The sequence below is a fragment of the Phyllobacterium sp. LjRoot231 genome (assembly GCF_964253365.1).
Classification (GTDB): Bacteria; Pseudomonadota; Alphaproteobacteria; order Rhizobiales; family Rhizobiaceae; genus Phyllobacterium.
The window spans coordinates 144,903-164,252 of sequence record NZ_CAXUQT020000003.1; the positions used below are offsets into that span (position 1 = coordinate 144,903).

The window sequence follows — 19,350 nt, forward strand, 5'->3', positions numbered from 1 at the left end:
CAATGAAATCCTGTTTGCTTACCCTGTCGGCTGCGCTGTTTCTATCCGCTGCACCGTCTTGTGCTGTCCCCGCCGTCGCCGCCGCCGACATTTCGCTGCGCCTGCCTTGGCTGCTCAACGTGCAGTCGGCTGGCTACGTGATCGCCAAGGAGAAGGGCTTCTATCAAGATGCAGGCCTGAACGTCGACATCATGCCTGGCGGTCCGAACCTTAATTCCACCGCTTTGGTTGCTTCAGGAGCCAATACTTTTGGAACCAATGATGTCGGTCAAATCCTGCTCGGTGTCGCCAATGGCATGGACATTGTTATGGTTGGTGCCTGTTTCCAGCGCCATCCGGCCGGAGTGATCTCGCTTGAGAAAAGCGCCATCAAGACACCCGCCGATCTGATCGGCAAGACGCTCGCCTATAATGAGGGTGGGCCCTGGACAATGACAAAGGCGATGCTGGCCAAAGCCGGTGTTCCGCTTGACAAGTTGAAGCTGGTCGTCTCGCCGAGCACCGAGCTGCTGGTCAACGGCTCCGTCGATGCGAAGACCGATTTCGTCATCAACGAGGCAGTGGCGCTCGATCTTCAGGGTCACAAGACCTCAGCGCTTTTGCCTTCCGACTTCGGCATCGACACATACGCTGAAGTCATCTTCGCGGCACGTCAGACGGTTGAGGAAAACCCGGACCTCGTAAAGCGCTTCGTGGCGGCCACGCAGAGGGGCTACGACTACGCCTACGCCCACAAGGACGAGACGGTGAAGGCGGTCGTGGCGCTGAGCAGTCAGCTCGATCCTGTTCAACAAGCCAAGCAGCTCGAATTGCAGGAAAGCTATGTGTACACCGATTTCTCGCGCGCCAAAGGCGCCTGTGCCTTCGACGGTGCCGTGATCGGCGAGACAGAAAAGACGCTGCGTGAATTCGGAGATCTGAAGAGCGACCTCGACACCTCGAAGCTCTATTCGACGGATTTCATTCCCGCCAATTAAGCAAAAACAGGAACGAATACCCATGAACGTTCAGCACACTCCCATTCATCCCGACGGCTTGCAGATGCATCTCAAGATCAAGTCAGGTGATGTCTCGCGCTATGTGCTCACGCCGGGCGATCCCGGCCGTGTGCCGGTGGTCGGAAGCTGTTGGGATTCTTACGAAGAAGTCGCCAATTTTCGCGAGTATCGTACTGCTCGCGGCAAGCTCGATGGCGTCGATATTACTGTCTGCTCCCACGGTGTCGGCGGTCCTTCAACTGACATTGCGATCGTCGAGCTCTCCAATTGCGGCGCTGACACCTTCATCCGCGTCGGCTCATGCGCTGCGCTTCAGCCGGAAATCGAACCCGGTGATCTTGTGATCGCGACGGGCGCACTGCGCCTGACAGGCACGGTTGATGCCTATGTCGACAAATCCTATCCGGCGATTGCCGATCATGAGGTGTTAATGGCTCTGATCCAGGCCGCAGAAGACATGGGCGAGAAATACCACATCGGCTTGGCCGCGAGTGTCGACAGCTTCTATGCCGGCGAGGTCAACCCGATGCCCGGCGGTTTCTGGCAAACGAAGATGGATCATGTGATCGAGGACCTGCGGCGGGCGAAAGTTGCCAATTTCGAGATGGAGGCAGCAACCATTTTCACGCTTGCCCAACTCTTCGGCTTCCGCGGTGGCATGGTCTGCTCGGTCGGCGCCAACCGCATCACGAAGAAGCGCGAGGATTCCGCTGAATCGATCAAGCGATGCTGCGCGGTGGCGAGCCGTGCCGTTGTCATACTCGCCGGATGGGATGCCAGGAAGGCGGAGGCCGGGAAGAAGCATTTCTTCCCCGGCCTCCAGAAGTGATCGCGATGGATAACGCGCTAGAACCGGAGCGGACCATGAGGACGAAAGTGATTTTCGATACCGACCCAGGTGTGGATGATTCCGCAGCATTGCTGTTCCTGAACGCTACCCCGCATGTCGATCTTGTCGGCATTACTACCATGTTCGGAAATAGCGATATCGATACGGTGACGCGCAACGCTTTGTATCTGAAACATCGTTTCTCGATAGCAGCACCTGTGGCCCGCGGCGCCGGGAAATCCTTGGCAGGCGCTGCCAGCCTTCCCCCCGTCCATATCCATGGCCAAAACGGGCTCGGTGATATCGCACTCAAGCATACCGGTCTGCCTGAACTGGATCCGCGTCCGGCGCACCAGTTCATTATCGACGAGGTTCGCGCACGCCCGAACGAGATCATTCTGCTCGCAGTCGGGCGGTTGACCAATCTGGCGCTGGCACTGTCCGAGGCGCCCGACATCGCACCACTTGTGAAGGAAGTGGTTATCATGGGTGGGGCCTTTGGTGTTGCCGGCTGCAACGGCAACGTCACACCCGTCGCGGAAGCCAATATCATTGGTGATCCGGAGGCAGCCGACATCGTGTTCGGAGCGCCGTGGCCCGTGACGGCCATAGGACTCGATGTCACGCGACAGGTCATCATGGGACCGGTCGAACTGGAAAGACTGGAGCGTGGCGGTGGAGAGCCGGGGCGTTTCATTGTGGAGACATCACGGGGCTATCGCGTTTTCCACGCGCAGTTCGGCATCGATGGCTATTATGTCCACGACTCGACCGCGGCGGCATACATCGTCGATCGAACGCTCTTTGGTGTCCGACGGGGTCCGGTCCGTGTCGTAACCGAAGGCATTGCGATAGGCCAAACCATCCAGCGGGACTGGAGAACACCCTATCCGCCGGGCGAATGGGATACCGCACCCGATCAGCAGGTCGCCACCGCTGTAGATGCACGGCGCGTACTCGAGCTGCTCGTCGGAACGCATATCCCCATGCTGGCCACGTCGGAGAGAAAAACAGCTTAATTCTGAAAACAAGCGGACGCCTGGTCACGACATCGTCCTGGCGCCGATGGAGACGTATATTCTGATTTTGCATGGAAAAACAAGGCCTTTGGTGCGGCGCGGTTCAGCGAGAACAACCTGAGTCAGCCCTGGAGCTTGCGCTCATGCCACAAGGCAATCAGGGAGAACTCAAATGCTTGAATCAATTCGCGCCACGGCAATAAACGATGGTTGGGCTGGTCAGGATCGCCGTCACCACTATGATTGGAACCCAGTGTTCTACGATGAGTACGTCCGCAGTTTCACCGCCGTGTACGCCGCCAGCAAGGGTTTACGACAAGAATACCGCTTGATGAAAGCAGTTGGTCTCATGCCCGAACAGGACCGCGAAAGATGGCAACTGGGCCGATCATACCCGATGGCATCAAATTACGCGGCAACCCGTGCACAGCTTGCAAGCACCACAGGACTTGGCCGCATGCAGAAAGCAGCGGGGGAGTCCTAAATGGCAAATGTCGCTTTTCCGGAGTTTAAATGTTCAAACTGCACGGCGATCATGATAGCGGTGCGGCGGAACCTTACCGATTCCAGTCCTATCGTTTGTAGCCGCTGCGGCACGTTTATAGGCACATTCAGCAAATTGCAAAAATCGATGGGCAACTGCAAGACGACGGAAGTTGGATATTTCGATCGGGACTAAGTTGGTGCTGCGCTCACGTTCGGGCGCTGTCACATTGTTTGAAGGACGGGCGTGTTAATGCCGTGCTGACAGTTTCAGACGAGCTGGCCACTGATGGCTTTCCACTGAGCCATGGCTTTCAGTCTGTGATTGTGAATTTGGTTGGCAGAAGGTTTTTCAAGCAGCAATTCCTCAACGTGGCGCAGGCTCAACGGAAACCGATAGTAAAGCCAAACCGCACGGGCGATAATCTCTGGCGGGAAACGGTGGTTCTTGTAATGGGCGAGGGGCTGGTTCATGCCGAACCGTCTAGCGTCAAACTGTTAAACCAAAAACAATGTGACAGCACCCTTCGAATTGTTCAACTGCGGACATCTGCGTTCTCCTTGAATAGTTGGATGGGCGGGCGAGATGCCCGCCGTTTGGTCAGAACTGGGCGACACCGCCGTCGACAAAGAGCTCGATGCCGGTGATGTAGCTGCTGTCGTCGGAAGCAAGGAAGACGGCGGCTTTGGCGAGATCGTCCGGCGTCCCCATGCGGCCAAGCGGCACGTTCGCCTTCATCGCATCGCGTACAGCCTCATCGGCGAGAACCGAAAGGCCGGGCGTTTCCGTATGACCGGGGCTCAGCACGTTGATACGGATGTCGCGGCCCTTCAGGTCGAGGATCCAGCCTCGGGCGAACGAGCGGATCGCCGCCTTGGTGGCGTCATAGATGGAGAAGGACGGGAAGCCCTTTATCGACGCGATCGACCCCGTGAGGATTACCGACGAGCCCTTGGAAAGCAGCGGGAGCGCCTTCTGCACGGTGAAGAGAAGACCGCGGACATTGGTATTGAACGTCTTGTCGAAATGTTCTTCGGTTATCTCACCGAATGTGCCGAGTTCATAAATACCGGCATTGGCGAAGAGAACGTCGATGCGGCCGGCGCGTTGCTTGACGATTGAATAGACGCGGTCGATATCGGCGAGGCTGGACGCATCGGCCTGGATCGCCGTGACATTGCCGCCGATCTCGGTGACAGCCTTGTCGAGCTCCGATTGACGGCGGCCGGTAATGAAGACCTGCGCACCTTCGTCGACGAAATGCTTTGCGGTCCCGAGACCGATGCCGGCACTGCCGCCCGTGATGACTGCCACCTTGCCTTGAAGCTTCTTGGTCATTGTTCCATTCCTTCTGTATGCCGGCCGTGTGCGCGGCGTTCGGTTGGTCACGACGATCCGTCTCGGATCATATGAGAGAAGGTACGGAGAGCCAGCATAGCGCAGTAGATAGCAGGCGCGACTAGAGCTTATTCCTGCAAGGAATGAGCTGAACAGAAAGTGCTTGCATTGGTGAAGAGCGGGCCGTCGTTTAGATAGCCCGCGAGACGTTTGAAGCAGCCAATTGTTCTTCGACGAAAGCAGCGAAGGCACGCGCTTTGGCACTGACACCGCGACCTGCGGGAAAGACAGCCCACAAATCGACCGGCGCGATCGTCCAATCCGTCAGAACGGCTTTCACGCTTCCGGCAGCAAGCTCAGGCGTGAACATCCACTCGGAGGCGACAGTAAGACCCATACCGGCAAGGACTGCCGAGCGCACGCCCTCGGCTGCCGAGACTCTCACGCGACCTTTGACTGTGACCGAAATCTCGGAGGATCCCTTGCTGAAGAGCCAGACGTCCCGCCCTGGGCCTTTGGCATAGATCACGCTTTCATGACCGATCAGCTCTCCGGGGATTTTCGGTTCGCCCTTTTTCTGGAGATACGACGGCGCGGCGACCACGATCCGCGGCGACTGGCCGATCTTGCGGACCGTCAGGCTGGAATCCGGCAAGTTGCCCATCCTCAAGGAGATATCTATGCCTTCTCCAATAAGATCGATCTGCTCGTCATCGAGAACGATCTCCATATCGAGGTTCGGATGCCGGGCAAGGAACTCCGGCAGATGTGGTATGACGTGCAGGCTTGCGAAGGTCGGAGCGGCACTGACGCGCAACCGGCCCGAAAGACTGGTCCCAGCGCCACGTGCGGCATGTTCAGCCTGGTCGGCTTCCTCGATGGCGCGCTTGGCCCGCTCGTAGAAGCTCTCTCCTGCTTCGGTCGGAGTAAGACCGCGTGTCGAACGAAGCAGGAGTTTTACGCCGAGCCGTTCCTCGAGCTGCGCGATTGACTTCGATATTGCCGGCTGGCCGACGTGTAACTGTCGGGCAGCCTCCGAGAAAGACCCGGTTTCAACGACCCGGACGAAAGTCTCCATTGCTGCCATTCTATCCAAGCGCGACCCCTCCTTCGAAACGAGGCATATCATGGCGCAGGATTCAGCCAGTGAGCGCCATGGAAGCACCATTCCACCATGGAATGAATGTTATGCGGTGCGCAAGACTACTTCGGGGTTGAACGATGCGTATCCTTGGCATGCGTTCGGCTGCAGCGGCACCGACATTCACCCGTATCCAAGGAGAAAACCTATGACCCTTCAGGAAAAACTCGACGCCTTCAAAGCGGATTTCGAAGCTGGCAAGCCCCCTTACAACGTCCCCCCTTCAGTGATCGAAACGATGCACCGAGCGACCGCCGAACTGATCGCCTCCGGTGCTGCCGAGAGGGCACGCAAGGCAGGCGACAAGGCGCCTGTGTTCATGTTGAACGATCCGGACGGCAATCCGGTAAGTTCCGTTGACCTCTTGAAGAAAGGGCCCCTTGTCCTGAGCTTCTACCGCGGCGTTTGGTGCCCCTACTGCAATATGGAGCTGCAGGCACTGGAGGCAGCCAAGCCGGAATTCGACAAACTCGGTGCAAGCCTGGTGGCGATCTCGCCGCAGACGGCACCCAACAGCCGCAAATCGGTTCGCCAGAACAATTTGACCTTCCCGATTCTTTCGGACGCCAAGGGAACCGTCGCGGCCGCCTTCGGCCTCCGTTTCGACCTGCCGGACTATCTCGTCGAGCTTTACCAGAGCCTGAAGAACGACTTGCCGAGCTTTAATGACGATCCGAGCTGGACGCTGCCAATGCCAGCCCGTTACGTCATCGGCCAGGATGGCATCATTCTCTACGCGGAGGTCAATCCGGATTACACCCGCCGCCCAGAGCCAGAAGATATGCTGCCGGCATTGCGGGAGGCTGCGGCAAGCCGAGCTGCCTGATATGCCGTATTGGCATGGCAGCAGTGCACCAGATAGTGGGTCGAAGGTTGCCATGTCCGCAATGGGCCTAACAGGGCCGGTGGCATTTGCCACTTGCGGCGTCATCGACGGATTGATTCAATGGTTGCGCAAGGAGGCGCTGCCATGAGTGATTTGATGCTGTTGTCCGAGGCGCAGATGCGCCGCATTGAGCCATACTTTCCATTGTCGCACGGTATTCCCCGAGTGGACGACCGCCGGATCATCAGTGTTATTATCTTCGTTATTCGGAACGGATTGCGCTGGCGCGACGCGCCCTAGGAATATGGACCCGATAAGACGATTTAGAATCGCTTCATCCGATGGAGCAGGCTTGGTGTGTTCGGTCGTATCTTAGCCGAACTCACAGCCAGACGCGGCAAGCGGGAACAATCGATGATCGATGCTACCCATTTGAAAGCACATCGCACGGCAGCCAGCCTGCTAAAAAAGGGGACGTTCCCAGACGTATCGCGCGGACCAAAGGTGGTCTGAATTCGAAACTACACGCGGTTTGCGACAGCCAGGGCCGACCTTTGATCATGTTGCTGAGCGAAGGGCAGATGAGCGATTACAGAGGGGCCGCTCTCATGGGCGTTGGTGCGCGGATATGAAATCGAACGCATTTCGGCCTTTGATGTTGTCGGTTATGCCTGCCTGACGTGATGCCGGACAGACTCCGGGCGTCCACACGCCAGCATGCGGTTGAGAACGATGCAACCGATGGCAACCTCGGTCTGCAGCGTACCTGATCAGATCGCGATTGATCGCATCCCGAACTCGGTTCTGTTGCAACGGCTGAGTTGAGGTGTGCTGAAGGCTTGATGCCGAACAGTTATGCGGCGAGGATTGCGAACTGTTCAGCCAGGGATGGATTCGGATTGAAGGCAACGCTTGCGCCGGTTGAAGCGCTCCAGCAACAACGGCGAATAACGAACAATCCAACGGTGGATCGTCGTGTGATCGACCGCAATACCGCGCCTGCAGCCAGAATGAGGTGGAAAGCATCAGTTTGGGGTGCATAGTTTAAGAGAAATGATTGAGATTTCGGCCGTCACGCCTCGTTCAACGGCAGTGGAAAGCGGTGACACTGGACCACCCGGTCAACGGGACAAGCACATTACCGCAATCGCAAGCGACGGTCGGCTGAAATGGCAGGCGGCCACCGGTTATGGCAAGCGTGCTCTGATCGAAACCGCCATCGGACGTTACAAGGGACTGATCGGATCGCGCTTGCGGGCTCGTTCGTTCGCCGCTCAGCAGACCGAGGTTGCCATCGGTTGCATCGTTCTCAACCGCATGCTGGCGTGTGGACGCCCGGAGTCTGTCCGGCATCAAGTCAGGCAGGCATAACCGACAACATCAAAGGCCGAAATGCGTTCGATTTCATATCCGCGCACCAACACCTCGTCGGATTGGTGGAGCCGACCACGAAGGCGTTAAAGGGATTGCCGCCGCCGTCAACAAATGCCTGGATCTGGCTGTTGTCGGTCAGCGTAATGAAATCGTTGACCGCAATGCCCGCATTCTGGGCAAAGATGTCATCAAGACCCAGTCAGATAAAGAAGTCGTTGGGCGGCCTATGGCTATTTTTCCCGCATCGCTCGGCGGAAGTTCTGCGTGATCGGCTCAGCCAGATAAGAAAGCACGGTGCGAGCACCCGTCCGGATCATCGCCTCGCTCGACATGCCGGGCAGCAGCTTACGGCCCTCCAGCTTGGCGAGTTCGCTCTTGTCGATCAACACGGTCGCGGCGAAATACGGTGCCCCGCTGCGCTCCTCCACCATGCGGTCAGCCGACACGATCTCCACGACGCCGTCGAGTGGTGGCAGGTTGTAGCGGGCGAAGGCCGGGAAACTGACGCGCGCGGGCTGTCCGGGGGCGATCGTCTCGACATCCTCTGGTTTGACCATGGCCTCGACCACGAGTTGCTGTCCGAGCGGCACGACTGTCATCAATGTCTCACCGGGTTTTACGACACCGCCTGCCGTGTGGACCTTCAGGTCCATGACGATGCCCTCAACTGGTGCGACGACATTGGTACGGGTAAGCACGTCCTTGGCGGAACGCTCCTGCTGTCTGAGGTCAAACAACTCCGCCTCGACCTTGCTCAACTCCTCGACGGCCTCGTTCAGCCGCACAGTGTTGAGGTTCAAGATTTGCATGTCAATCTCGGCCATGGCGCTTCTGGCACGAGCGATTGCCGCGACGTTGGTAGCGCGCTCCCCCTCGACCACCCGCTGTTGTCGTCTGAGCAACAGGTTCCGCTCGCGGGTGGTCAGCCCCCTCTTGAGCAGACTCTCAAGGTCTTTGGTTTCCCCCTCGATCGCCTCGATCTGCTTGTCCTCGGTGACGATAAGCTCCTCCAGTCCGGTTATCTCTTCCTCGGTCTGGTGACGGCGCTGGCTGAGAATTTCCCGCTCGTCCTTCAAGTTGTGGTGCTTCGCCGCGAACACGTCACGCTGTGAGGCCACCGCGTCCTTTGCGGCGGTGGCGGCGTTTGCGAGCAACGCCGGATCAAACTCGATCTCGGCCTTGCCGTCACGCTCAGCCCTGAGACGCGCGGCCAGCGCCTCACGCGTTGCTATCCGGTTCTGGATCAGGTCAAGCTGCGCCTTTGCCTGTGTGTTGTCGAGTCGGATGAGGACCTTGCCCGCCTTGACGATATCACCGTTGGCGGCGTTCAACTCCGCGATGATGCCGCCCTCGAGATGCTGGATGAGCTTGCGGTCGCCGGCGACCTTGATAACGCCCGGTGCCACTGCGGCGCTGTCCAACGGTGCCAGCGTCGCCCAACCCCCGGCCACGCCGAAGAACAGGAACATGATCGCGAACCCGGTGAGCGTCACGCCTGTGAGACGCAGGGGTACCGGTTCCAGTGCGGAGGGTGGCGGAACGGGTAACGGCACGACGTTCATATCTGTTTTCGTTTTCATGCTTGGTTCGCCACTATAGTTGGCATCTGCCTCACCTCGCGGATGCGCGCGGCTAGTTCATTGAAGACATAGTCACGTGGACCGAAGAGGTCCTGTTGGCCCCGGTTGAGGACCAATATCTTGTCAACCTTCTCCATGATGTTCGGTCGGTGCGCGATCAGGACAACGGTCGTGCCCGCCGCCTTGACCGTGCTGAGGGCTGCGATCAATGCGTCCTCACCCTCGCGGTCGAGGTTAGAATTGGGCTCATCCAAGATAATGAGTGCCGGGTCGCCGTAGAGTGCCCGCGCCAACCCGATGCGTTGGCGCTGCCCGCCTGACAGCACCGCGCCGGATTCGCCGATCTCGGTGGCGTAACCCTTCGGCAGTCCTTTGATCAGTTCGTGAACTCCCGCCAACTGCGCGGCCTTGACCACATTGTTGAAGACCGCTGGGTAGACCTTCGCGAAGCGGCAGATGTTTTGGGAGACGGTACCGGCGAAGAGCTCGATGTCCTGCGGCAAGTAACCGACATAATGACCACGGTCCTCCGCCGCCCATTGGGCAACGTCCATGCCGTCCAGTAACGCACGCCCCCCGGATGGACGCCAAGCACCGGCCAGTATTCGCGCCAGACTCGTCTTACCGGCCGCGCTCGGGCCGATCAACGCCATTGCTTCACCCGGATTGAGCTGGAAGTTAATCCCTTTCAGGATATGCTCGCCACCCTGTCGGGCAAGCACAAGGTTGTCGGCCTCAAACTTACCTTTCGGTCGTGGCAGTGGCAGAACCGGTGTGGCCTCCGGGTGCTGTCCGGCGACTGCGGTGAGACGCCGGTAAGCGGCACGCGCTCCGACCGTCGCCTTCCATGTGCCGATCGCTTGCTCGACCGGGGACAACGCGCGGCCCATCAGGATTGAGGCAGAGATCATGATACCGGGTGAAGCCTCGTTCCGAAGTACTAGATAAGCACCAAGGCCCAGTATGGCCATTTGCAGGGCCAGCCGGTGACAACGCGCGATGGCCGCGATGACGCCGCCACGGTTGGCAGCAAGAACTTGTCCTTTGTTTGCCTCGTCCTGCTGCGCCTTCCAGCCCTCCAGCAGTGGCTGTAACATGCCCATCGCCTGTACGACCTCGGCGTTGCGGATCGCCGCCTCAGCCTGCACGTATGCCCGCGACTGTGCGCTTGCGGCCTCGGTCAACGGCTTGCGTGTGAGGTATTCGTTGAGCAACGCCAACGCAAATAGTACGATCCCGCCGCCCAGCGCCAACCAACCCAGCCAAGGGTGCATGAGGAATATGGCGGCGAAAAATAGCGGTGCCCAAGGCGCGTCAAGGATCGGGAAGATGCTCGGGCTGGTGAAGAAATTCCGTACTTGATCTAGGTCGCGCAGTGGACGGGCGTTGGCCTGACCGGGCGCTGAGGCGGCATATTCTACCGATGCGGTCAGGAGGACTGGCGCCAACCGCGCGTTCATCCACGATCCGACGGTAGCCAGAAGACGCCCGCGCACCACCTCCAGCCCCGCCATTGTCGCGAGTGCCGCTGCCGCCATCAGCGACAGCATCACCAACGTCTCCAAGCTGTGGCTGGACAACACGCGGTGGTAGACTTGGAGCATATAAAGCGCCCCGGTCAGCATCAGCACGTTGATGCCACCGCTGAACCAGATAAGCGGCCGGATGGCGCGTCTGGCCTCTTTCATCACCACCTGCAGGGCAGCGGGCTGTTGGTTGGTTTTCATCATTTATGTCTCTGGTGTGCGGGATGACATCTCGTGCAACAGATCGCGGGTGGTAGTACGGGGGCAGCATTAGCTGCCCCCGTTGGTCAAGTGTTATGCGACGTCAACAAGTATGTGCTGCATCGCTGTCTGGTCCGCGTCCGCGTCCGCCACTTGGAAGGCGAAGTCGAGGTTGGCATCCGGCGTCTGGGTCACGGTCGAGGTGAAGGCGATGTCCGTGATCTTCAGCACGTCGTTATCGGTGGCGTCGAAGTTCACCAGATTGGTGGTCGCATTGCTGCCGCCGCCAGCGCCGGTCGTCCTGTTCAGGTCGATCGCCGCGTTGTTGCCGGTGATCCCGTTGCCCGACTGCATGATCTGGGCACCCTGCATCACATAGTCTTCGCCGGCTGCGTTGTAGTCGTTCTGCTCGATGATCACGAGGCCGTCGTTGTTGTCGAGCGTGAACTCGCTGCTGTACGGGGCCGGGACCTGACCCGTCTTGAAGATGTCGGCGTTCGACACGTACACAGCCCGCGTGATCGTGGAGTTGTCGTCCGCGGTGCCGGCGATGTTGTCGGCACCGTTCTTGTCAATCAGGTCGAGGATCAGCATCAAGTCCTCGCTGTTGCCGATGCCGTCGAACTTGATGGCCATGGCGCCGGCGGTCGCCGTCGGGGTGGTAGCCTCGGTCTGAATACCGACGTTGCTGTTGAAGAACCGCAACGTGAGCAGTTCGTCTTTCTGGATCGTGTCACCGGCGACACCGTTGGTGCTCTGCGTCGCAGACACCCACGTTTCATTGTTGTTACTCACCATCTCGTGACCACCGACGGTGAACGCGGCGTCAGCGGATGACCCCTCGCCATTGTTCGTCAAGCGGAACGGGTTGGCGTTGTTGATCGCGTTGCCCGTGAACTGCACGTAGAAGTCTTCGTCATCCGGCGTGTTCGGGTCATCCGCCTGCAACCGTTCCACCACGATCTGCGGGTGGCCCGTGTTGCCCGTGGGCTCCTTGGACAAGAGCTCACTGGTGTGGATAACGTCGAAGCTGAAGCCTTCGAGCGGGTCGGTCAGGTTGACGGTATAAGTGTCGGCAGCCTTGTCGAAGACGAGGGTGCCGCCCGCCGTGCCCGTCTGGACGCCAGCCGCTGGGTCCTTGTCGTAGGTGAAGGTGAAGTTGAACGTCGCGGAGGTGAGACTCTCCGACGCGAGCGTCACGTTCGGGGTGAGGACATTACCTCCGCCGCCGCCGGTGATCGTGCCGCTGAGTCCGATCTGGACGCCAGCAAGCGCGCCATTCTGGTCGACAAAGTCAGAACCGCCGCCCGTGTAGAACGCGGCCGTGTGAGCATCCGCGCCGATGTCGTACCCGAAGGCTCCGGTGGCCGACGCGTTGAGCGCGTTAGCCAGAGTCTCGTGGGTCCCGTTACCGTTGCCGACGCTCTGGTCACCGTCGAACGGCACCGTGATCGTCGGCCCGTCGTCCTCGAAGACGAGGTTCCGGCCGATGTCGAGGGTGGCCGATTGGTGGTCACCGTCCTTGTCGGTGATGGTCGCGGTGAGCTGGACCAGGTTGTCCGCAGCCAGGGTCGTGCTGTCGTCGGGGTCGTTGGCGTTCGGATGGACCACCGCCCGGATCTGATCGAGGGTGACGCTGCCCGCGGCGCTGACGGAGACCGTGAACACGAGGGCGTTGGTGGTGGCGGTGCGGCCTTCAACGACGCCGCTGCCATTGACCGAGAGGACGACCGCCTCACCGGTCAATGTGTCGACGATACCGGTTGCGCCTGCCGTCACGCCAAGCGCGTAGGTCAGCGTGCCGGCCCCGTCGGCGCCGAAGGCCGAGCTGAAGTTGGCCGCAAAGCTCTCCGTGGCGTTGGTCGCAAGAACCGTCTCGTCGACGGTCAGCGTCGGCTCCGTGCCGGTTGTCGAAATGCTCGGCCCGTCGTCCTCGAAGTTAAGGTTCTGGCCGATGTCGAGGGTGGCCGATTGGTGGTCACCGTCCTTGTCGGTGATGGTCGCGGTGAGCTGGACCAGGTTGTCCGCAGCCAGGGTCGTGCTGTCGTCGGGGTCGTTGGCGTTCGGATGGACCACCGCCCGGATCTGATCGAGGGTGACGCTGCCCGCGGCGCTGACGGAGACCGTGAACACGAGGGCGTTGGTGGTGGCGGTGCGGCCTTCAACGACGCCGCTGCCATTGACCGAGAGGACGACCGCCTCACCGGTCAATGTGTCGACGATACCGGTTGCGCCTGCCGTCACGCCAAGCGCGTAGGTCAGCGTGCCGGCCCCGTCGGCGCCGAAGGCCGAGCTGAAGTTGGCCGCAAAGCTCTCCGTGGCGTTGGTCGCAAGAACCGTCTCGTCGACGGTCAGCGTCGGCTCCGTGCCGGTTGTCGAAATGCTCGGCCCGTCGTCCTCGAAGTTAAGGTTCTGGCCGATGTCGAGGGTGGCCGATTGGTGGTCACCGTCCTTGTCGGTGATGGTCGCGGTGAGCTGGACCAGGTTGTCCGCAGCCAGGGTCGTGCTGTCGTCGGGGTCGTTGGCGTTCGGATGGACCACCGCCCGGATCTGATCGAGGGTGACGCTGCCCGCGGCGCTGACGGAGACCGTGAACACGAGGGCGTTGGTGGTGGCGGTGCGGCCTTCAACGACGCCGCTGCCATTGACCGAGAGGACGACCGCCTCACCGGTCGCCGTGTCGACGATACCGGTTGCGCCTGCCGTCACGCCAAGCGCGTAGGTCAGCGTGCCGGCCCCGTCGGCGCCGAAGGCCGAGCTGAAGTTGGCCGCAAAGCTCTCCGTGGCGTTGGTCGCAAGAACCGTCTCGTCGACGGTCAGCGTCGGCTCCGTGCCGGTTGTCGAAATGCTCGGCCCGTCGTCCTCGAAGTTAAGGTTCTGGCCGATGTCGAGGGTGGCCGATTGGTGGTCACCGTCCTTGTCGGTGATGGTCGCGGTGAGCTGGACCAGGTTGTCCGCAGCCAGGGTCGTGCTGTCGTCGGGGTCGTTGGCGTTCGGATGGACCACCGCCCGGATCTGATCGAGGGTGACGCTGCCCGCGGCGCTGACGGAGACCGTGAACACGAGGGCGTTGGTGGTGGCGGTGCGGCCTTCAACGACGCCGCTGCCATTGACCGAGAGGACGACCGCCTCACCGGTCAATGTGTCGACGATACCGGTTGCGCCTGCCGTCACGCCAAGCGCGTAGGTCAGCGTGCCGGCCCCGTCGGCGCCGAAGGCCGAGCTGAAGTTGGCCGCAAAGCTCTCCGTGGCGTTGGTCGCAAGAACCGTCTCGTCGACGGTCAGCGTCGGCTCCGTGCCGGTTGTCGAAATGCTCGGCCCGTCGTCCTCGAAGTTAAGGTTCTGGCCGATGTCGAGGGTGGCCGATTGGTGGTCACCGTCCTTGTCGGTGATGGTCGCGGTGAGCTGGACCAGGTTGTCCGCAGCCAGGGTCGTGCTGTCGTCGGGGTCGTTGGCGTTCGGATGGACCACCGCCCGGATCTGATCGAGGGTGACGCTGCCCGCGGCGCTGACGGAGACCGTGAACACGAGGGCGTTGGTGGTGGCGGTGCGGCCTTCAACGACGCCGCTGCCATTGACCGAGAGGACGACCGCCTCACCGGTCGCCGTGTCGACGATACCGGTTGCGCCTGCCGTCACGCCAAGCGCGTAGGTCAGCGTGCCGGCCCCGTCGGCGCCGAAGGCCGAGCTGAAGTTGGCCGCAAAGCTCTGCGTGTCGTTGGTCGCAAGAACCGTCTCGTCGACGGTCAGCGTCGGCTCCGTGCCGGTTGTCGAAATGCTCGGGCCGTCGTCCTCGAAGTTAAGGTTCTGACCGATGTTGTGGGTGGCCGAGGCCTGATCCCCGTCACCGTCGGTGATGGTCGCCGTCAGGGTAACGAGGTCGGCAGCAGCCAAGGTCCTGCTGTCGTCCGGGTTAGTGGCGTCCGCGTGAACAATCGCCCGAGCCTGGTCGAGAGTCACGACGCCAGCGGCGCTGACGCTGACCGTGAACACGACCGCGCCAGCGGCTGAACCGGCGCGACCGACCACGTTGCCACCTTCCAGGAAAAGCAGGACGGACTGGCCGGTTGCGGTGTCGGTGAGGCCGCTATCGTTCGTGACCGGACTGATGCCGAGCGCATAGCTGATGGCGTCGCCATCTGCACCGGCATTCGAGGAGAAGAAAGTCGAGAAATTCGCGCTGTCGTCGCCCAACAAGTTGGTCTCGTCCACCGTGAGCTCCGGTGGGACACCGATTGCCGTCATCGTCGGCCCGTCGTCGTCAAAGTTGATGAAGGAGCCGACCTCTTCGGTGTGGGCGTTGGTGTTTTGCGCCGAGAAATGGACCTCGGTGATGTCGATCCCTTCATTCGAATCGACCGACTCAATATGCAGTCGATCCATAAAGCCGCTGGTGGTGATATCGACGGTGGTGGTGTTATCGAGCCCGGTGATGGTGACTTTGTTCCCGGTCCCGCTGAGCCCGGTGACGGTGACGTTGCCGCTTGGCGTGGCATAGGTGCCATCGGCGGTGATGGTGGACAACGCTGACGCACCCGTCAACGTGAGGCTGGTGATGTCCACGGGGTTGGTCGGACTGCCGTTGAAGAAGTCCGAGCCTTGCTCGTTGCCCTGAACGTTGAAGGCGCTGATGCTGATGTCCGCCCGCCCCGCCCCTTGCGAAGGCGTGAGTTGGTTGATTATGAAGCCAGCCTGCGTGATGTTTTCGAGATGGCTGCCGTACGCGATGTCCGCGCCATCACCTGCGCTGGGCGTACCGCCGGTCACAAAATCGATCTGCAGCACTTCACGTCCTAGAGGTTGATTCTGCCCATCGGTGTCCGGTTGGATGCTCTGGTTATCGACGCCAAAGCCTTGCTGGCTCACGTTGCACTCGCTGTTGACCAGCGCGCTGTTGGGGTCGAGTTGGGAGGACCGCACAAGCCCCGTCACCAGCAACTGCTTGGAAGCGTCATCGGGCGAACTGAGCAGGTTGAATTCATTACTGCCGGGATGGGCATTCTCACCGGTGAAACTGACCGTGGAGGTCCCCGTGACCGAGGCGAACACCTTATCAGTCAGATCGATGCGGTCGTCCGGGTCGGTCGCGATCGGATGGAGCAACGGCACGTACTCGACCGTATACAGGTCCCCATTGGTGGCGCTGGTGTTGATCAGGGCGAACGAGAACGCGAGCGGCCCGTTCTCATCGGGCTCGGCGAGCGGGTCAGAGGTACCAATGACGCCGATCACGACGGTTGGATGAGTTGGGTCTTGGAACAGCCAGACATAATTGCCATCGACCGTCTGAATGTTGCTGTTCACGCCGACAGTGGTGGAAAACGGGGTCCCGGAGGCGTTCTGCGTGAGAACGACCGAGGTGATGGTTTCCCCCGCGCTCGCCGTGGCCTGCACGAAGTTGGTCTGGAAGGCGACCTCCGGTGAGGTCAGCCCGCCCGCATCGTCGAGACTTAGCAGATATTGCAGCGTGGCGTTGGTGCTGTGCGGCAAAACGGATGGGTTAACATCATCGTCCTGAAGGCCGGTGGTCTCGTCGATGATGATGTCTTGAGTTGTGATGTCGAGTGCCATGGAGATTCTCCTCGATTTAAAATGAATTAAGAAAAGGGATCCAGCCCCCAGATGCCGAAATGCACCCGCCCGGGTCTACCCCCCTTGCGCATTGAATTTACGGCTCTCAATTGACTACTATTGTCTCGCCGATCGAGAGCGCGCGTCCATTCTCAGTTCAATAGTATTAAGTTGAATGGCCATATCTAGAGGTTGCTCTAATAACAACGTCGAAGATTAATTCCTCAGACAGTGCAAGAGAGAGCTGGTAAAATTCGACGGCAATCTATGAAGATCATGGCCACCCCTCGCGCCAACGCGCGAATTTCTCCTCGACTTTACACTATACTACGAATTCATTGACAATGCAGGTAGCCAATTGTATTTAGAAGGTGGAGTCGAAATAACCACTCATGGATTTCGAACCGAATTCATAGCTGATACTCTGGATCGGCAGATACTGGTTTGGCCTGCTATCGGCTCCAGTGATCCGCTTGAAGCGGCCGGAACCCAAGCGCACAGGCTCGCGGCGATCGTTCCTGCGGCTGCCAAAATGCTGATTGGGGTTTTGCGTAACATCGTACTTCCTCCTGGTCAGGTGACGTGTTCGGCCGCTGCGCCAGTTCTGACGTTTCGACGAATCCCGTCGTGAAGTCGCAAACGTTGTCAGACGTGCGAATACTCGCCATATCCCCTCTGGATCGGCGTACACATGGATGGTCCTGGCGAGCCAGCGAGCGGAGACACGTGGTTCAGCAAGTTTCGTGGACACCTTGCTCGTCAGCGGGCTTGTCACATTAACTTTGGCTCAGGGAGTTTGGCATAAGTGGATGGGCATGCCTCAGTCTCGCGTCAGCTACAAGCGCCACCGTTTTCCAACCCAGATCATCGCCCATGCGGTGTGGCTTTACTATCGATTTCCGCTCAGCCTGCGTCTGGTAGAGGAAATGCTGCTTGAACGCGGGATACTCGTGTCCTACGAAACTATTCGCCGTTGGGGGATCAAGTTCGGACCTGACTACGCTCGCCGGTTGCAACGCAAACGGCCTTCGCCAAAGGATGTCTGGCATCTTGATGAAATGGTGATCTCTATTTCCGGCAAGAGGCACTATCTGTGGCGCGCCATTGACCAGGATGGTTATATTCTCGATGAGATCGTGCAGAACCGCAGGAATACCAAGGCCGCCAGGCGATTGCTGATACGCCTTCTAAAGAAACAAGGCTTGCCACCCAAGCGTATCATTACGGATAAGCTCCGATCCTACGGCGCAGCAAAGCGGCAGATCATGCCCGCAGTCGAACATCGTTCCCACAAGAGGCTGAATAATCGGGCGGAGAATTCTCACGTTCCATTACGAAAACGGGAATGGTTAATGCAGAGCTTCCGATCTCAAGGAGGTCTGCAACGCTTCGTTTCGATTTTCTCAGCCCTGCGCAACCTGTTCGTTCCATCCCACAAGAACCGTTCCGCTAAAGGCATTCACTTGCACCGGCTCAGTGCTATGGCACAATGGAAGACTGTGACCGGCATCAGCAACTGAAATCAGCTCAAAGCGCATAGCATCGGTCAAGCTCAATTAATGTGACAAGCCCAAAATAAATGTTCGGCATGCGCGCTTAACTCCTCCGGGCTGGTGCGGTTGCGGGCAACAAATTGTTTTTGTTGTCCGCCAGGGCTCGAACGGTGACGATCTATGAATCACAGTTCGGCTCGCTTGTACCGTCCATCTAATGCCGTGTCGCTCCTTTGCCCCGGATTTTCGGCTTTCTGCCATGTGCGGCGCGCCCGCCCGCCCGAGGGTTCAATAATCACGATGTCCTCGGCAAAAAAATTGGTAGTGGGAAGGTCAATCCTTTCAACTTTCTTGCCATGAGCGAGTTTCTGCCAATAGCCGGCTGGTGGTCTTGCAATGTCGTAAGAATCGCAAGCCTGGGCGATCTGCAAGTCGCGGACACCATAGTGCCTGGCAATTGTGGTCATTGGCTGGGACCAGACCAATTGGTATAGTTCGGCACGGCTCAGTTTCATCATTCCAGTCCAATCGCGTTAACCCCACCCCCAGGGCGCTGGCTTGGCTCTCGAGTTTGAATCCCGTTCAAACGCCCTTCAGCAGATTGCCCGCCGCCAGGACGATGAAAGCGAGCAGCAGGAGCCAATAACTGTAGGCGCCAAGAACACCGGCCGCGATACCGATCACCGGCAGCAGTGACAGTATGGCCAGGATAACCGCAATGATGAAAACGATCTTCGTGGGCGCGCTCAGTTCCATCAGGTCTCTCCTTTTCGAGTCTGGGACGACAACGATCGCACCATGGACCGCAGAGGCATTACAGGAAACACCGAGAGCGTTAAAAAGATTTGCCGGCAACACGTTCTGGATCGACATAACGACGAGGAATAGATGCGATCTGGTATGGCCATTGCCTGATCACGCCAGAAATATGAGGGGCAAATAAACTGGATCGCGCCAATGATGAATGTGA

14 protein-coding genes and 4 pseudogenes are annotated in these 19,350 nt (G+C 59.4%); 8 read left to right on the forward strand and 10 right to left on the reverse strand.

The annotated features are described in order from the left end of the window. Positions 1–2 precede the first annotated feature (2 nt). The 4 genes from ACSQ3H_RS26715 to ACSQ3H_RS26730 all read left to right on the forward strand — a co-directional run bounded on the left by ACSQ3H_RS26715 (position 3) and on the right by ACSQ3H_RS26730 (position 3,330). The gene (locus ACSQ3H_RS26715) at positions 3–977 is read left to right on the forward strand and encodes an ABC transporter substrate-binding protein (RefSeq protein WP_436120129.1); all 975 of its coding nucleotides are present in this window, start codon (positions 3–5) and stop codon (positions 975–977) included. 22 nt (positions 978–999) lie between these two features. Then, positions 1,000–1,827: a nucleoside phosphorylase gene (locus ACSQ3H_RS26720; RefSeq protein WP_436120130.1), complete on the forward strand. Its 828-nt coding sequence runs from the start codon at positions 1,000–1,002 to the stop codon at positions 1,825–1,827. A gap of 35 nt (positions 1,828–1,862) precedes the next feature. After that, positions 1,863–2,846 (forward strand): nucleoside hydrolase, encoded by a 984-nt coding sequence (locus tag ACSQ3H_RS26725; RefSeq protein WP_436120131.1) that lies wholly within the window; start codon positions 1,863–1,865, stop codon positions 2,844–2,846. A 172-nt stretch (positions 2,847–3,018) separates the two neighbouring features. Next, on the forward strand, positions 3,019–3,330 hold the full coding sequence (locus tag ACSQ3H_RS26730; RefSeq protein WP_436120132.1) for a MucR family transcriptional regulator: 312 nt from the start codon (positions 3,019–3,021) through the stop codon (positions 3,328–3,330). A 347-nt stretch (positions 3,331–3,677) separates the two neighbouring features. On the opposite strand, the pseudogene ACSQ3H_RS26735 reads toward ACSQ3H_RS26730, so the two are convergent. The 3 genes and pseudogenes from ACSQ3H_RS26735 to ACSQ3H_RS26745 all read right to left on the reverse strand — a co-directional run. Beyond that, positions 3,678–3,803: pseudogene (locus ACSQ3H_RS26735) on the reverse strand (IS6 family transposase); the annotation flags it as partial. A 127-nt stretch (positions 3,804–3,930) separates the two neighbouring features. Continuing rightward, the gene (locus ACSQ3H_RS26740) at positions 3,931–4,668 is read right to left on the reverse strand and encodes an SDR family NAD(P)-dependent oxidoreductase (protein ID WP_436120133.1); all 738 of its coding nucleotides are present in this window, start codon (positions 4,666–4,668) and stop codon (positions 3,931–3,933) included. Between the two features lie 190 nt (positions 4,669–4,858). Further along, the gene (locus ACSQ3H_RS26745; protein WP_436120134.1) at positions 4,859–5,764 is read right to left on the reverse strand and encodes a LysR substrate-binding domain-containing protein; all 906 of its coding nucleotides are present in this window, start codon (positions 5,762–5,764) and stop codon (positions 4,859–4,861) included. Between the two features lie 193 nt (positions 5,765–5,957). Between ACSQ3H_RS26745 and ACSQ3H_RS26750 the strand changes: the two genes are divergently transcribed. Then, positions 5,958–6,635 carry a peroxiredoxin-like family protein gene (locus tag ACSQ3H_RS26750; RefSeq protein WP_436120135.1) on the forward strand — a complete coding sequence of 226 codons (678 nt, stop codon included), beginning with the start codon at positions 5,958–5,960 and terminating at the stop codon, positions 6,633–6,635. Positions 6,636–6,779: 144 nt separating this feature from the next. Continuing rightward, positions 6,780–7,246: pseudogene (locus ACSQ3H_RS26755) on the forward strand (IS5 family transposase); the annotation flags it as partial. 291 nt (positions 7,247–7,537) lie between these two features. Here the strand turns inward: ACSQ3H_RS26755 and ACSQ3H_RS26760 are convergent. Continuing rightward, a pseudogene (locus ACSQ3H_RS26760) lies at positions 7,538–7,633 on the reverse strand (IS6 family transposase); the annotation flags it as partial. Between the two features lie 73 nt (positions 7,634–7,706). Here ACSQ3H_RS26760 and ACSQ3H_RS26765 point away from each other — a divergent pair. Next, a pseudogene (locus tag ACSQ3H_RS26765) lies at positions 7,707–8,006 on the forward strand (IS5/IS1182 family transposase); the annotation flags it as partial. A gap of 233 nt (positions 8,007–8,239) precedes the next feature. Here the strand turns inward: ACSQ3H_RS26765 and ACSQ3H_RS26770 are convergent. The 4 genes from ACSQ3H_RS26770 to ACSQ3H_RS26785 all read right to left on the reverse strand — a co-directional run bounded on the left by ACSQ3H_RS26770 (position 8,240) and on the right by ACSQ3H_RS26785 (position 17,638). Further along, a complete protein-coding gene (locus ACSQ3H_RS26770) occupies positions 8,240–9,589 on the reverse strand; it encodes an HlyD family type I secretion periplasmic adaptor subunit (protein WP_436120136.1) in 1,350 nt (449 codons plus the stop codon). Then, a complete protein-coding gene (locus ACSQ3H_RS26775; protein WP_436120416.1) occupies positions 9,586–11,316 on the reverse strand; it encodes a type I secretion system permease/ATPase in 1,731 nt (576 codons plus the stop codon). The genes ACSQ3H_RS26770 and ACSQ3H_RS26775 overlap by 4 nt, the downstream gene beginning before the upstream one ends. Before the next feature lie 93 nt (positions 11,317–11,409). Continuing rightward, positions 11,410–16,887, reverse strand: a complete 5,478-nt coding sequence (locus tag ACSQ3H_RS26780; protein WP_436120137.1) for a DUF5801 repeats-in-toxin domain-containing protein — start codon at positions 16,885–16,887, stop codon at positions 11,410–11,412. Between the two features lie 364 nt (positions 16,888–17,251). Continuing rightward, positions 17,252–17,638, reverse strand: coding sequence for a hypothetical protein (locus tag ACSQ3H_RS26785; protein ID WP_436120138.1), 387 nt, complete (start codon positions 17,636–17,638; stop codon positions 17,252–17,254). 64 nt (positions 17,639–17,702) lie between these two features. Here ACSQ3H_RS26785 and ACSQ3H_RS26790 point away from each other — a divergent pair, with 64 nt between their 5' ends. Then, on the forward strand, positions 17,703–18,407 hold the full coding sequence (locus ACSQ3H_RS26790) for an IS6 family transposase (RefSeq protein WP_436120139.1): 705 nt from the start codon (positions 17,703–17,705) through the stop codon (positions 18,405–18,407). Between the two features lie 158 nt (positions 18,408–18,565). On the opposite strand, the gene ACSQ3H_RS26795 is transcribed toward ACSQ3H_RS26790, so the two are convergent. Beyond that, complete coding sequence (locus ACSQ3H_RS26795; protein ID WP_436120140.1) at positions 18,566–18,898, reverse strand: hypothetical protein; 333 nt, start codon at positions 18,896–18,898, stop codon at positions 18,566–18,568. A 64-nt stretch (positions 18,899–18,962) separates the two neighbouring features. After that, the gene (locus ACSQ3H_RS26800) at positions 18,963–19,136 is read right to left on the reverse strand and encodes a hypothetical protein (RefSeq protein ID WP_436120141.1); all 174 of its coding nucleotides are present in this window, start codon (positions 19,134–19,136) and stop codon (positions 18,963–18,965) included. Positions 19,137–19,350: the final 214 nt, after the last annotated feature.